The organism is Ruegeria sp. D1(2025) (assembly GCF_056536425.1).
In genome coordinates this window covers 22,296-35,645 of the sequence record NZ_JBQFPO010000017.1, presented here as the reverse complement: position 1 = coordinate 35,645, position 13,350 = coordinate 22,296, and the positions used below count along the sequence as shown (strand labels likewise).

The following is a 13,350-nucleotide window of genomic DNA, read 5'->3' as shown; positions in this document are numbered from 1 at the left end:
TCCGGGCCAATCCGGCCACTTCAGAATGAATACGGTCCCTCGGCAGCGTCTAGCGAAACAACGCTCCATATACCGCTCTTTCCGGTTTCGAGAACTGCACAGCCCGTAGGACCAGAAAAAAAACCAGCAGGAGCCACCGCGCGCCGGTCCAGTGCAAAACCGCTGCAAAGGCCCGGCGCTGTCATGGCAACGTGACCGCCAACGCGACCAATGTGAACGCCGTGGACATGCCCAGCCAGCACCGTGATATCCTCTGAGTGCATTGAAAGAATTTCTGCCAGATCGGAACGGTTCTCCAATCCGATAACATCCATGAAATCAATCCCGATGCTAAACGGCGGATGGTGCAACATAACGACAACCGGCCCGTCAAACCCAGAGAGTTCCCGCTCCAAAAGATCAAGACTTTCCCGGCGCAGCCTGCCACCGCCCTGTCCTTCGACCAGCGTATCAAGCCCGATAACACGCGTATCGCCCACTGTATCCGCCCAGTCGACAAGCCCGTCCGGCGGCATGATGCCAAGGCCTGAAAAGGCCTCTTGCATTGGCTTGCGCGCATCATGATTTCCAGGAACAACGTAAATCGGCAGGGCAAACCGCTCCAGTTGAGTGCGTGCGAAATCGTAGCTGTCCGGGCTACCATCTTCGCTGACGTCACCAGTGACTAAAACCGCGTCGAGCGGGCCAAGAGCTTCGCCTTTATCGATCAATCGGTCGATGGCCCCGATCAGGATCGCGCGGGTATCAAGCACGCCTGAACACAGATCGCCATGCCCTACCGCGTGCAAGTCACTTAGATGCAGAAATGTCGCCATGACTATTTGATCCCCGCGCGCAGGAAGGCCTGAACGAATTGACGCTGGAACACGAGGAACGCGATCAACAAGGGCGCAACCGACATCATCGTGGCCGCCGAAATGACGCTTATATCCACACCATTTTCCGGTGCGCCAAAGATCGACAGGCCAACCGTCAGCGGTCGTGTGTCGGGCGAGTTGGTCACGATGAGCGGCCAGAGGAAGTTGTTCCAGTGGGTCGATACCGACACCAACGCATAAGCAAGATATGTCGGGCGCGCCAAGGGCACATAGACTCGCCAAAGAATTCCGAACCAGCCGCAGCCTTCGACGCGCGCTGCCTCATGCAGTTCTATAGGAACACCCTTAAACGCCTGCCGCATTAGGAAAATGCCAAAGGCAGAGGCCATATAGGGCATTCCGACGCCAAGAATCGTGTCAAACAACCCGAGGCGTGACACCATTGCATAGTTTTCCACGATCAACACTTCAGGCAGGATGAAAAGTTGCATCAGCACGAGGATGAACACGAAATCCCGACCCGGAAACTGGACCTGGGCAAAGGCAAATCCTGCCAGCGTCGTGACAAAGAACTGACCAATAAGGATCACCGTCACTAAAAGGAAGGTGTTGATGAAATAGCGTAGCCACGGCGCCCCCTCCCAAGCTGTGCGGAAATTGTCGAGCGTCCATGGCGACGTGATGTTAAAGTTGACCGCGTCAGAGGTGCTGTGGAACGCCGCCCAAAAGGCAAAGACCAGCGGGGAAATCCAGATCACGGCCAACAATAGTGCGCCAAAGGATTCGATATGCCTGGAAAATCCGCTCATTGGTAGTGGGTCCGCTTGTCGAGTATGGTGAACTTGACGCCGGCAACCACGCCAAGCACTACAAGCACCAGGATGGTCATTGCCGCTGCGTGGGGCGCATCAAAGAAGGCAAAGGCCATTTCCCAGATGTAATAAAGGATAAGCTTGGAGGCGTCGTTGGGCCCGCCCTTGGTCAGGATGAACAAATGATCGATCAATTTCACAGAGTTGATCAACGCATTGACCATGATAAATAGCGTCGTCGGCATCAACAACGGCAGCACGATCCGGCGCGTATAGGTCCAGCGGCTGGCGCCTTCAATGTCGGCAGCTTCCTTGAGGTCCTCAGGGATCGTCTGCAAGGCCGCCAGATAGAAGATCATGAAAAACCCAGCCTCTTTCCAGATCGTCACGATGATTACAGCCCACAGCGCAGTTTCAGGCTGTCCCAGCCAGTTGATTGAGGGAAGGCCAAACAGACCGCCGATCTGGTCAAGCACACCCAATCCGGGAGTATAAAAAAACAGCCAAAGGTTTGCCGCTGCGATCATTGGCAGGACCGTGGGCGTGAAATAGGCGGTGCGTACAAACCCGCGAGCCGGGATCTTTGAGTTCGCCCAAAGCGCCATCGAAAGCGCAATTACAATAGAAATAGGGATGGTCGCGCCCGCATAGATCAAGTTGTTCACAACAACTTTCCAAAAGGTTGGGTCGGCAAACAGGTCAGCATAGTTCTCACCGCCGACAAATTCGCTGGGGCGTCTTCTGGTTTCTCGGCTGAACAAACTCGACCACAAGGTCGCAAGCGAAGGATAAAATGCAAACGTCGTCAGCAGAATTGCCGCTGGTGACAACAGGATCCAACCGTAGATGGCCTGTCGACGACGCTCGATGTTCACATGCTCTGCCATATAGCGACCCTCAAGGTTGGGCGCGTCGGGCATCTCTGCCCGACGCCAGGGAGTTGAGGTTACTGGTAATCACGCAGCAGGCGCACAGCCGCCGTCTGGGCTTCCCCCAGCGCGTCTTCAGCCGATTTGGTGCCGGTCAAAGCCGCCTGAATTGCGTTGTTCAGACCTTCGCGCACGCGTGCGGTTTCAAAGGTCGAGAATTCGGCAACAGCATTTTCCAGTTGGTTTCGGGCAACGAGAGCGGGTGGGAACTCTTCTGTATAGGATTTAAGCGCCTCGGTTTCATACGCTGCCGGAGACACGCCCATATAGCCGGTCGCGATGGACCACGCTGCCGCTTGCTCGGGCGAGGTCATGAATTCGATCAGCTTCATGGCCGCCGCGCGCTCTTCGTCCGATGTCTCCTTGAAAACATAGAAGTTGCCGCCGCCGGTAGGCGAACCCAGCCGCACATTGGCCGGAAGCTCGGCGACGCCAAAGTCAAAACTGGCGTTGTTCTTCACAGCCGTAAGGTTGCCGGTCGAATGCCACATCATCGAGGTCTGACCTTCAAGGAACGCCTGCCGCAGGGTACCCCATTCAACGGTGCCAGTGGGCATGATGCCATGCTCCTGCGACAGCGACTGCCAGAATTCCAACGTATCGACAACGGTTTCGTCATCGAAATAGGTGGTCAGGCCGTCATCGGACATCACCTCCTTGCCGTTCTGGATCGCCAACGCCTGGAACATCCAATAGGGATAGCCTGTCGATGGGATCATCAGGCCATAGGTGTCGTCGTTGGTCAGTGCCTTGCCCATGCTAATCAGCTCGTCCCAGGTCTTGGGCGGTGCCTCAGGGTCAAGACCTGCCGCACGAAACTGGTCCTTGTTGTAATAGGCAACGATAGTTGAACGCTGGAATGGAATGCCCCAAGTTTTACCCTCGATCCGGCCATTGGCCATCAATGCAGGATAAAAGCTCTCTAGCCAGTCCGGGTTAACCCCGTCGATATCTTCGTAGGCCACGATCAGATCCTGCTCGATCAGATCATAGGCATCGATTGAGAACATCACCGCCAGCTGAGCCGGTTCACCCGATGCAAGTGCGGACAAGGCACGAACGCGCGTGTCGTCATAGTTGCCTGAATAGATCGCGTTGACCTTGATGTCAGGGTTGGCGGCTTCAAAATCGGCAACGATGCCATCCACTACCTCGGTCAGCGCGCCGCCAACCGCGATAGGATAATACATTGTTAGTTCCGTCTCAGCCGCCGCCGCCGATGTCAGCGCGGTGGCCGAGACGGCAGCCAAACTTACCTTCTTAATAACGTTCATTTTTTCCTCCCAGTGATGACAGTTATTCTTGTCTTTCCAAAGTTCAGTTGCTCGACCTACCCGGCCAGTCGCTTGCCCATGTCGTCAAAGAAATGCAGGTCTTCATCGGCAAAGCTGATCTCCAGATCTTCTCCTGCCGGAATATGTTTCAGTCCGGGCATGGATACGGTCAGACCATTGGCCGCAGGATGTGACAGGCCAATGAATGTTTCGGAACCCAGGAATTCGCATTCCGATACTTTACAAGTCAGCCTGCCCTTGCCCGATTCCACCACCTTCACCGCTTCGGCGCGAAGGCCAATTGTCGTTGCGCGCTCAAATCCCGGCACGCCTTCTGACTTGATCAGCGCCATTGGCGGGGCACCGACAAACTCGGCGACAAATGTGTTAGCAGGCTTGTAGTAAAGCTCTTCCGGGGACCCTGTCTGCTGGATATGGCCGTCTTTCATCAGCACGACCATGTCGGCCATGCTCATCGCTTCGGTTTGGTCATGCGTGACGTAAACTACGGTGATGCCCAAATCGACCTGAAGTTTTTTGATGTCCTTGCGCACAGAGGCGCGCAGCTTGGCATCAAGGTTCGAAAGCGGCTCATCCATCAGGCACAGCGGCTGGTTTGCCACGATCGCACGTGCAAGCGCCACACGCTGGCGCTGACCACCCGACAATTCCCCCGGCTTACGCTGCTCATAGCCCAGCAAGCCAGTGATCTCGAGCGCCCGGGTCAGTTTCTCGCGCCGTTCCGCCGCGACGACTTTTCGCACCTTGAGGCCAAAAACAACGTTTTCCGCGACACTCAGATGCGGGAACAATGCATAAGACTGGAACACCATCGACAGATTGCGTTCTGCAGGGGCAGAAGTAGTGATGTCACGCCCGTCAATGACGATCCGCCCCTCATCCGGCAATTCTAGTCCCGACAGCAATCTCAGCGTCGTTGACTTGCCGCAGCCCGACGGGCCAAGCAGCGCTACGAACGAACCACGCGGGATCGAAAGATTAATATTCTCGACGCCAAGCTGCCCATTCCAGCGCTTAGCAATATTGTCGACGTGAACAAACGGTTCTGCCATATTCAGCGCTCTCCTTGTGAGTAAGTAATGGCTTCGCCCAAACTGTCTGCGAGATCGGAAAATTCAGGGCCCGGAGGACGGTCGCACACGACAACGTCGACATCCGAGATGTTGCCGCCCAATGCTGGCGCAATGCGACCAAATTTACTGCTGTCTATTACGAGGATCGATTTGGCTGCGTGCTGCTGCATTTTCATTCTCACCCGAACCTCAGCTGGATGAAATTCTAACAACCCACCATCATGCGCCACACCGGCAACGCCAAATATTGCGAACTCGGCACGAAACCTGTCAAAGAAATCGGTTGCTTCTTCGCCGATAAAATCACGATCGGGCAGGCGCAGCTCGCCTCCTGGCAAAAGGATACGGTTTGAGACTTCATTACTCAGCGCCATCGCGGCACTCAGGTTGTTCGTGATGACCGTTAACTCCTGGTGGCCGGACAGTGCCTTAGCCACTTCGAGCGGAGTCGACCCAATTGAAAGGAACACGTTCGCCCCATTGGGGATCATGCTCGCAACAAGTTCGGAAACCGACCGTTTGCCACGTAAGTTCGTTCCGGCTCTCTGATCAAACGGGGTATTCAAACGGCTTTCAGCCAGCTCGATCCGCCCGTGCGCGCGTCGCAGGTTTTCACCGTCGCACAAAATGTCCAGATCACGGCGGATGGTTTGCGTCGAGACCCCTAGCATTTCCGCTAAGGCCCCCACACTGACACCGCCACGCTCTTGCACGACCTGCTGGATTAAATCCCTCCGTCTGATCTTCTTTGACGCCATTTATCCCCCTTCAAGTTGCCAGAACCATATCACCAAAAAACAACAAAACAACATTTTTCAATCAAAGCCACATAGAACGTTGAAGGGTGACTTGATCGCAAGTGTCGAAAAATTATGTTTTTCAAAGTTTTGCGCGCAAGGCTTCAGAACTCGCTAATGGCGACTTGCCAAAAATGTTGTTTTTTCTTCCATTTTGCTTTGTTGATGTTACATTCCGTATTGCGTCAAACCTGTCGGGGGCGCCCATCAAAAAAGGACATTTGGACACATGCTTGACGCCAACTCGATATTTTCGCGTTATCAGTCCATACGTCCCAGACTCCCAAAAGCAACATTCAACGCGGCCACTCTGGATATTGAGTCACTTCTGGATATTGGCAACGAAGTAGACGCCTTTGTTTTTGATGCATTTGGCGTTCTAAATGTTGGCGAAACTCCGATTCCCGGCGCGGCAGCTCGTTTGAAAGAGCTCAGGGAGGGCGGACACCAGATTCGCATTCTTTCCAATGCTGCCAGCTATAATCACCAGGGCGCGACTGCCAAGTTTCAAAAACTCGGAATGCAAGTTGACGCAGATGAGATTGTAACCAGCCGCGACGCAGCCTTGGCAAACCTGAACGACGGTCTATGGGGCTGCATCGCCTCTCCGTCTGACGATCTGACGGACATCTTATCCGAGACGATCAGGCTTGAGGCAGACCAGACAGACTTTGACCGCGCTGACGGTTTCTTGTTTCTCTCGACCGAAATCTGGCAACAATCTCAACAATCCATGCTTTGCGACAGCTTGTTGGCGAACCCGCGCCCAGTGGTGATCGCAAATGCTGATCTGGCAGCGCCACGAGACTTCGGATTCTCACTGGAGCCCGGTCACTACGGGCATTTGCTGGCAGATGAGGGCCTTCAAGACATCAAGTTCTTTGGCAAGCCATTTCCGGAAGTATTTGAAATGGTCGAAGCCACGCTTCCAGGAATTCCGCCCGAACGCATCGCGATGTGCGGTGACACTCTTCACACCGATATCCTCGGTGCAGCAGCACGGGGTTGGCGCACAGTCCTTGTCGCGCAAGATGGAGTGTTTTCGGGGCTGGATACTCGCACTTTTTGCGAGCAATCGAGCTTGACACCGAGCTGGCGCCTACTTCGCATATAGAAAACATCGTGATGCTCCCACTTTTGGCGAAGTATCAGACCGAAAATTAGCCTTGGTTCGAACGGCGGCTATGTCCGCATAGCGGACGTTCGTCATGATTGAGCGAATGACTGCACCGAGCCCAAAGCAGACGTGGAGAAAACGGCGATATGTGATAGCCAACAGGGTATAATTCAATGTTGAGTGCCAAATGGTTTGCAACCCCGTACCTAAGAAAGTCACCCATATTCCGGATTTATTTGCCCTTGCTACCTGTCCATTTTGCCGCGATCAGCAGGTTGTTTCCCACCGTGATTTAAAGAGCAAGGGCAGGCCAATTGATGGAACTGCGGAGTGGGTGTGTTCACTTTGCAAGGGCATTCCGCGAAAAGAGCAATTTGATTGAATTATCCCCCGGGGGCGGGGCTGATCTTCGAGGTCATACCCAGCGAGCAGCTATCGCCTCCATTGCAAACGGTAGACTGTGTGATCATCTGGAAGTCCTTTGAGGACCAAAGATCGTACGGCCGCAAATTCGAACTCGTGATTTCCCCCAACTATGGCTCTCGTCACATCCGACACAAGAATTTCACCCGGATTGGCCGATGAAGTTATGCGAGCCGCTTTGTTGACCACGGTTCCGAAGAAGTCGCCACGCGCCAAAACAACGTCGCCGGTATGAATGCCAACTCGTAGGCCCAAGCGCGGTTCCACATCGCTCAAAGCCACGGCTTCCTGTATTTTGATCGCCGCCAGAAGCGCTTCAGTCGCTGATTGGAAACTGGACAATGTCCCGTCTCCCAGCGACTTCACGAATTGCCCCCGATGTGTTGCGACGATACTCTCAACAGTCTGAAAATGCTGATCTATCAACGCCGACCAACCCTGATCTCCCATGGCCGCCGCGAGCATCGTACTGCCTTCGACATCAGTGAACAGCACCGAGGCCAAACCTTCTGCCTGAAGCAATTCCGGACCTTCTTCGAGCGCAGCTTTCACAAGAGTTTGAATGGCCAACTGTTCGCTACCTACAAAATCTATGTTTGGGTAGGGAAGAGAGGCGTGACGATTAATGATCCTCCATGACGCACCCTCTAAGACGAATACCAGCACCGTGCGGACGATGTAATCATCTCGAAGCCCGGGAAACCCAACCCGATGTAGAAAAGCAGACCAGCCCGTCTCTCCGTTCTCGAAGGCTTCGGCTTCGAGAACTTCCCACACATCCGGCTCTGGCATTTCGCCGATGAATTCGCCGACTCCATCGCGGACAACCTGACCTTTCCAAAACTCATTCTCGCCAGTTCCAATGAAGCGCAGATCGACCGAGTCGGAAAGGTAGTCCTTCAAAACGTGCGTATTTAGGGTCCTGATCGCCTCAAACCAGCGTTCTGTAACAGCAAGTATCTCAGGAGAAGCCTTGACCACAACTGATACTCCCAACACAGGCGAAACAAGCGCAAAGTAAATTCGTCGATCTGGAATTAGCCGTACTGAACTCTACCACCTTTATGCTGCCCACGCACAAGCATGTAATCAAGGAAGAAGATGGTAGAGGCGTCAAGCACACCTTGGACCATGCAGACCTGAGACAGAGTTGTTGAAGCTCCGTCTCTCCGGCGCACTTAGGGCTTGCTTCGAGTTTCAGCTTTGTCCGCATCGCTGTCGCTAGCGAAGTTTCGGCGAATGACCAAACCGAGCACGAAACGTCCTATTAGGCTGCTGACAATATCTGTAGTTTTGACTCCTGCAAATTTGAAATTTGCTTTGTGAATTTGGTCACATCTCAATGAGTTTCATTCTGATATTTTGTTAGTATCGAGGGAGATTTAATCATGAACATGGTTGCTGCACTCGCACTGCTATCTGCTCTTTTTTATTGTATTGCTATGGTCGCCATGAAGTCATGGTGGACACTACCCAGCCTGGGCGTGGCAACCATAATCGCTGTTGCCTTACTGACAGCTGGCGCATTCGAAGTTGCTGCTCTGGGGCATGAAAAACTGGGGCTGATTTACGTGGCTGTAATGGGAGCTGAAGTCATAATTTTAGGTGTAGTCTCTCATTTTTTCTTCGAAGAGGTGTACTCAGTCAAAGAAGCTGCCGGGATGGCACTAGTTCTTGTTGGAACAGCTGTCGCCTGGACTTAGCCCTTCGATTTCACAACGATCTTGCTGCTCAGCGACCTCTTTGAGCGCCCCTATAGTTCGCATAGCAGACATTCACGTTTCGCAAGTTTAGGTCTGCCATCCGTCCATAAGCGGATATCTGACCAAATGACTACGATGTCCGCGTTGAGCCCACTTTGGCCGGTGCTGCGCGTTGCCCCAATGACAGCAATGCGCGGAAAGCAGACTTTGCGTCGACAAACATGCGACACGTTTCATCAGTATCTGATCAGAGTATCCAGGATCACTTGCCGCGTTGCGTCATCATTTTGGAAAATCCTGCCGGCGAGAAACTCAGATGGAAACTCCGGCCACGTTTTGCGCATTTCGGAAATAAGTCGCTGAGCTTCTTCGGTATGTCCCAACTGATCCTGCGCGACGGCTTGGAACAGGAGAGAAGGAGCACTCACAGGCGCACCGGCTGCGGGCGCTCCTTTAAAGGCGTCTACTACCTTTTCGTATTTCCCGAGCATCAGTTGCGATACACCCCAAATGTTTCGTGCGCCAAAGCGGCCCGATCCTGACCTGAGTCTTTCTGGATCGCTAACCTCAGCCGCAAGTTCTGGGGCGCCCGCCATGATGGCGGTGATGCCGACAAGATCCAGAATATGACCATCATTCGGCGCAAGCTCGACCGACAGTCTTGCGAATTTCATAGCCTCGACTGGATTGTTTTGGGTGGCCAACACCCAACCATTTGCGCCGCTTGCCCATGCATCGGTGGGAGATAGATCAAGCGCTCTTTCCGACATCTCGGAAGCTTGGCTAAAGAGGTCATCTCTTTGTGAATTATCAGGGGACAGCATGGCCAAAGTCGCCAGGACCTGTGCCGATCCGGCATAACCGTCCGAGAGTGCGGGGTCGAGCTCCGCGGCATGCTGAAACATTCCCAGTGCTATTTGCTGGCGCTTGACGTCAAAAACAGGAAAAAACATGCCTCGGGCCTGATCCGCAAGATTAGCCGCCTGAAGCCTTGTCAAAGACTGCTCGCCAAGAGCAGTTCGCTCAGCCTGTTCGATGGATTGAGCTGTGGGCAAAACCGCCTTGTTATCCCGAGTGAACCACAAGCCTGTCACCGCGATCAACACTAGGCAACCCAGCCCAATTGGCAGCAGTTGCACCAGACGTCGATTCCCGCCAAGCAGATCGCTATCCTGAGCATTTGAGTTGTCGCTTCCTGTCGTCCTGCCTTGCGAAAACCGTGGTTTGTATCCGCCGGAATCAACAAAAATGCGAACTCCCTCACCGTCCCATTGATCTTCATAAAACTCATGTAGCAGTCGCCGCAGGCGCCTGGCTTCGACGCGGACAAGGTTTCGACCACCAGTGCCATCAATACTCCGACCGTAGACTTCGACCGCGATTGCTTTACCCCGGATCTGGGTACCGCGACCCGCGAGAGTTTCTTCGACCACGTATGTAAGAAATTGTTGGAGTCGAGGCGAAGCCTGGAACGCGACGCTGGACACAACGCTCTGAAGTGCCTGTCGAACAAGCTCCGGCGATGGCGGTGCAACATCTTGATCTATCGACAATTCATTAGCTTGGTTCAAAGCAAACTCACCCCCCCAACTCACGGTGACTCACTTGGCATATGTCGTCAACCGCTCTCATCTTGATGTGTGAATAGATAGTGGGAACCGGGGATTATCCAGTGACTTGGGAACTGAGTGATGAGCTTCCAGATCTTTCCGATGCGCTTTCAGGGCGTACCGAAACGGATGCGTTACTCAGCGAGGCAATCGAAGACCTAAAGAAAGTTACTGCGCTGTTGGATGACGCATCGATCACAGCCTCAGAGCGCGCGGAATGGGCCCACATCAGATCCGAACTCGTTAACGAGCTTCGCCGGATGGTGAAGCGCAACCTTCGTAGCATTTCCAACTAAGGGCATAGCCATGACAAAAGAAGACAACGGCAAAGAACTTAAGAACGAACAGATCCAGAAATCTGACGAAATCGAAAACCCTTCCCGGCGACACGTTATGCAGGGACTGGCAGCAGGTGCGGTCGCAACCGGTGCCGTTAGCTTCGGTACAGGAACTGCACAGGCGCACCCCGGTGATGGACCACTAGGCGAAAGCCTAAAGAACCCGTACGGCGGCAGGCCTGCCGGGGGCATCACTCTGCCGGACTACTTCCGTCCTACCAAATACATGACGGGCTCGAATGCGAACTATTTCCCGCTTTCCGAGGACCTCGGGCCCGACGAAATGCGGATATCGTTCTGTGGTTCGACGCCATTTCCGCCCCGCGAAGATCAGGCTGGGACTTGCATCATGGTAGAATTGGGTAATGGAAAGAGGTTCTTCTTCGACTTCGGCTCGGGCTGCGTCCGCAACATTATCGGGATGCAGGTTCCGGGGCAGTTGATCAACGACATCTTCATCACACACCTGCATGTCGATCACTATGCAGACATCCCTTACATCTACCCGTTCCGGGCTTGGTCTGGTGGATACACGCCGCTGCGCATTCACGGCCCTTCTGGTCGGACACCAGAGCTTGGTACAGCCGGAATGGTGAAAGGCATGCAGCAGATGCTCAAATGGCATCTTGAGGCCTTCGATGTGTTCCCGATTGGGGACGGCTACGAGATCGAAGTTAACGAATTCGATTTCCGTCAAGAAGGCGGCATCGTCTATGACGAAGATGGTGTGACTGTTCGGTCCTGGCCTCGTAGCCACGCCAAAGACGGTGCAGTCGGGTATCGGCTGGATTGGAACGGACTGAGCTTTGTTTGGACCGGCGACGGCCGCCCCGATGAACTGAGTCTTGAATACGGAAAAGGCGTCGATGTGTTTGTGACCGAAATGTCCGGACAGGATATCGGTCAGTTGATGACCTACAAATACGGTCTGCCGCAAGAGCTGTTCAACTACACAATCGATACGCACCATACATCGCACTATGCGGTCGGTAAGATGATGGCTGAGGCGCGCCCGCGGCTTGCAATGGTAACCCACTATACGCAAGACGAGGACATCGATGCCGAAATGCTGGCGGGAATCCGTGCCCACTACGATGGGCTGTTCGCTTGGGGTTTGGACGTCGCCGTCGTCAACGTCACCAAAGATGCAATCTGGTATCGGAAGGCGACACTTCCCGGAAAATCTGGTTCGGTCGCGCCATTCCGCGAATTGGGCAAGATGGAAGCAGAAGGCAAGATCACATTGCCGGATGAAATCAAGCCGCCAGCACCGCGGTCATCACGTGCTGAACAGCAAGACCAGAAGTACCGGGACATGGAGATCGATCCTAAAGAATACTACCCAGCTGATGTATTCCGGGCTCCCGATCCAGAGTGGCCCAGTGATTTCGTAATCAAGGTCGATGACGTGATCCCGAACCGCAAGAAGAAGACGGAGTAACGACATGATCGAATTTGGGTCGTCGTCCGCAATCCCCGTAACGATCCTTACCGGCTTTCTCGGAGCCGGTAAGACAACACTTTTGAACCGCATCCTGACAGGCAATCACGGGTTGCGGGTTGCGGTTCTGGTGAATGACTTTGGATCAATAAACGTTGACGCCGACTTGGTAGTCGGTCTCGAAGATGATGTGATGAGTTTGGCAAATGGCTGCGTTTGCTGCTCGATCCGAGATGACCTGATCGAAACGGTAGAGGCCGTTCTCGCCCGGCCTGAGAAACCGGAATACATCGTCCTTGAAGCAAGCGGAGTGTCGGACCCGTCATCAATTGCGATGACATTCACCGATCAGAAGTTTCGGGACATGATCCGCTTGGACAGTCTTATGTGTCTTGTTGATGCAGAACAGTTATTTGCCGCGCCGGAACAAATGGAACTGAAGCTCCGTCAAATCGCGTTCTCGGACATGGTTATTTTGAACAAGGTCGACCTCGTCGACAGGGCGGCTGTTCAAAGGGTGCACGATTGGCTCGGGTCTCGCTTCCGTCGATATCGTCTTGTCGAAGCGGTCAACGCGGATGTCCCACTGGATATTCTTCTTTCTGTTGGCCGCTTTGCCGCCGAACAGCTCGAAACAGAAATACCCGATCATCACGAACATGGACCGGATTGTGGTTGCCACCACTTTGATCACTCGGACAGCTTCTCAACAACAATGATGAAAGCTGAACGCCCGATAAGCTTGTCTTCTCTTCGGAGTGCAATTCGCAAGCTTCCAGGCGACGTCTATCGCCTCAAGGGCTTTGTTTTTAGCGAGGAGGATCCGGATCATCGCATTCTTGTTCAGGTAGTCGGAAAGCGCATGGACATCGCAAGGGATGGCGCTTGGGGCCAACGAAAACCCGAAACAAGGCTTGTTGCAATAGGTGCACCAGGGGCCCTTTCGGAATACGAGCTTTCCGATGCGTTGTTGGCGACCGCATAGCAGCAAGTT

General features: G+C 53.8%; 13 protein-coding genes. 5 read left to right on the top strand and 8 right to left on the bottom strand.

What is annotated here, in order from left to right; genetic code table 11:
• Positions 1 to 20: 20 nt before the first annotated feature.
• Genes ACR1XU_RS21895 through ACR1XU_RS21870 form a run of 6 tightly spaced genes read right to left on the bottom strand, consistent with a single transcriptional unit; the run spans position 21 to position 5,685 of the window.
• Positions 21 to 815 carry a metallophosphoesterase gene (locus ACR1XU_RS21895; RefSeq protein WP_171724197.1) on the bottom strand — a complete coding sequence of 265 codons (795 nt, stop codon included), beginning with the start codon at positions 813 to 815 and terminating at the stop codon, positions 21 to 23.
• 2 nt (positions 816 to 817) lie between these two features.
• A complete protein-coding gene (locus ACR1XU_RS21890; RefSeq protein ID WP_170478326.1) occupies positions 818 to 1,627 on the bottom strand; it encodes a carbohydrate ABC transporter permease in 810 nt (269 codons plus the stop codon).
• Entirely contained in the window at positions 1,624 to 2,517 is an 894-nt protein-coding gene (locus ACR1XU_RS21885) for a carbohydrate ABC transporter permease (protein WP_480908743.1), read from the bottom strand. The genes ACR1XU_RS21890 and ACR1XU_RS21885 overlap by 4 nt, the downstream gene beginning before the upstream one ends.
• Positions 2,518 to 2,576: 59 nt before the next feature.
• Complete coding sequence (locus tag ACR1XU_RS21880; protein ID WP_480908723.1) at positions 2,577 to 3,833, bottom strand: ABC transporter substrate-binding protein; 1,257 nt, start codon at positions 3,831 to 3,833, stop codon at positions 2,577 to 2,579.
• A 56-nt stretch (positions 3,834 to 3,889) separates the two neighbouring features.
• Entirely contained in the window at positions 3,890 to 4,906 is a 1,017-nt protein-coding gene (locus ACR1XU_RS21875; protein ID WP_170398781.1) for an ABC transporter ATP-binding protein, read from the bottom strand.
• A 2-nt stretch (positions 4,907 to 4,908) separates the two neighbouring features.
• Positions 4,909 to 5,685, bottom strand: coding sequence for a DeoR/GlpR family DNA-binding transcription regulator (locus ACR1XU_RS21870; RefSeq protein WP_480908724.1), 777 nt, complete (start codon positions 5,683 to 5,685; stop codon positions 4,909 to 4,911).
• Positions 5,686 to 5,953: 268 nt separating this feature from the next.
• Here ACR1XU_RS21870 and ACR1XU_RS21865 point away from each other — a divergent pair, with 268 nt between their 5' ends.
• Complete coding sequence (locus tag ACR1XU_RS21865) at positions 5,954 to 6,838, top strand: HAD-IIA family hydrolase (protein ID WP_170398787.1); 885 nt, start codon at positions 5,954 to 5,956, stop codon at positions 6,836 to 6,838.
• Positions 6,839 to 7,273: 435 nt separating this feature from the next.
• Here ACR1XU_RS21865 and ACR1XU_RS21860 read toward each other — a convergent pair whose 3' ends face one another.
• Positions 7,274 to 8,245, bottom strand: a complete 972-nt coding sequence (locus ACR1XU_RS21860) for an adenylate/guanylate cyclase domain-containing protein (RefSeq protein ID WP_321254686.1) — start codon at positions 8,243 to 8,245, stop codon at positions 7,274 to 7,276.
• A gap of 407 nt (positions 8,246 to 8,652) precedes the next feature.
• Here ACR1XU_RS21860 and ACR1XU_RS21855 point away from each other — a divergent pair, with 407 nt between their 5' ends.
• Positions 8,653 to 8,967 (top strand): hypothetical protein, encoded by a 315-nt coding sequence (locus tag ACR1XU_RS21855; RefSeq protein WP_170383373.1) that lies wholly within the window; start codon positions 8,653 to 8,655, stop codon positions 8,965 to 8,967.
• Positions 8,968 to 9,203: 236 nt separating this feature from the next.
• On the opposite strand, the gene ACR1XU_RS21850 is transcribed toward ACR1XU_RS21855, so the two are convergent.
• Positions 9,204 to 10,538 carry a hypothetical protein gene (locus ACR1XU_RS21850; RefSeq protein ID WP_480908725.1) on the bottom strand — a complete coding sequence of 445 codons (1,335 nt, stop codon included), beginning with the start codon at positions 10,536 to 10,538 and terminating at the stop codon, positions 9,204 to 9,206.
• A gap of 101 nt (positions 10,539 to 10,639) precedes the next feature.
• On the opposite strand from ACR1XU_RS21850, the gene ACR1XU_RS21845 reads away from it, so the two are divergent.
• From ACR1XU_RS21845 to ACR1XU_RS21835, 3 genes are read left to right on the top strand one after another with little or no spacing between them, the layout of a single operon-like run.
• Positions 10,640 to 10,873, top strand: coding sequence for a hypothetical protein (locus tag ACR1XU_RS21845; RefSeq protein ID WP_170678873.1), 234 nt, complete (start codon positions 10,640 to 10,642; stop codon positions 10,871 to 10,873).
• A 10-nt stretch (positions 10,874 to 10,883) separates the two neighbouring features.
• Complete coding sequence (gene gntH, locus ACR1XU_RS21840) at positions 10,884 to 12,356, top strand: guanitoxin biosynthesis MBL fold metallo-hydrolase GntH (protein WP_480908726.1); 1,473 nt, start codon at positions 10,884 to 10,886, stop codon at positions 12,354 to 12,356.
• A 4-nt stretch (positions 12,357 to 12,360) separates the two neighbouring features.
• Positions 12,361 to 13,341, top strand: a complete 981-nt coding sequence (locus tag ACR1XU_RS21835) for a CobW family GTP-binding protein (protein ID WP_480527401.1) — start codon at positions 12,361 to 12,363, stop codon at positions 13,339 to 13,341.
• The last annotated feature ends 9 nt before the right edge of the window (positions 13,342 to 13,350 follow it).

What these genes read in the sequence shown, in the direction of transcription:
- ACR1XU_RS21895 (WP_171724197.1), bottom strand. Translation starts at nt 815, where the DNA reads ATGGCGACATTTCTGCATCTAAGTGACTTGCACGCGGTAGGGCATGGC.
- ACR1XU_RS21890 (WP_170478326.1), bottom strand. Translation starts at nt 1,627, where the DNA reads ATGAGCGGATTTTCCAGGCATATCGAATCCTTTGGCGCACTATTGTTG.
- ACR1XU_RS21885 (WP_480908743.1), bottom strand. Translation starts at nt 2,517, where the DNA reads ATGGCAGAGCATGTGAACATCGAGCGTCGTCGACAGGCCATCTACGGT.
- ACR1XU_RS21880 (WP_480908723.1), bottom strand. Translation starts at nt 3,833, where the DNA reads ATGAACGTTATTAAGAAGGTAAGTTTGGCTGCCGTCTCGGCCACCGCG.
- ACR1XU_RS21875 (WP_170398781.1), bottom strand. Translation starts at nt 4,906, where the DNA reads ATGGCAGAACCGTTTGTTCACGTCGACAATATTGCTAAGCGCTGGAAT.
- ACR1XU_RS21870 (WP_480908724.1), bottom strand. Translation starts at nt 5,685, where the DNA reads ATGGCGTCAAAGAAGATCAGACGGAGGGATTTAATCCAGCAGGTCGTG.
- ACR1XU_RS21865 (WP_170398787.1), top strand. Translation starts at nt 5,954, where the DNA reads ATGCTTGACGCCAACTCGATATTTTCGCGTTATCAGTCCATACGTCCC.
- ACR1XU_RS21855 (WP_170383373.1), top strand. Translation starts at nt 8,653, where the DNA reads ATGAACATGGTTGCTGCACTCGCACTGCTATCTGCTCTTTTTTATTGT.
- gntH (WP_480908726.1), top strand. Translation starts at nt 10,884, where the DNA reads ATGACAAAAGAAGACAACGGCAAAGAACTTAAGAACGAACAGATCCAG.
- ACR1XU_RS21835 (WP_480527401.1), top strand. Translation starts at nt 12,361, where the DNA reads ATGATCGAATTTGGGTCGTCGTCCGCAATCCCCGTAACGATCCTTACC.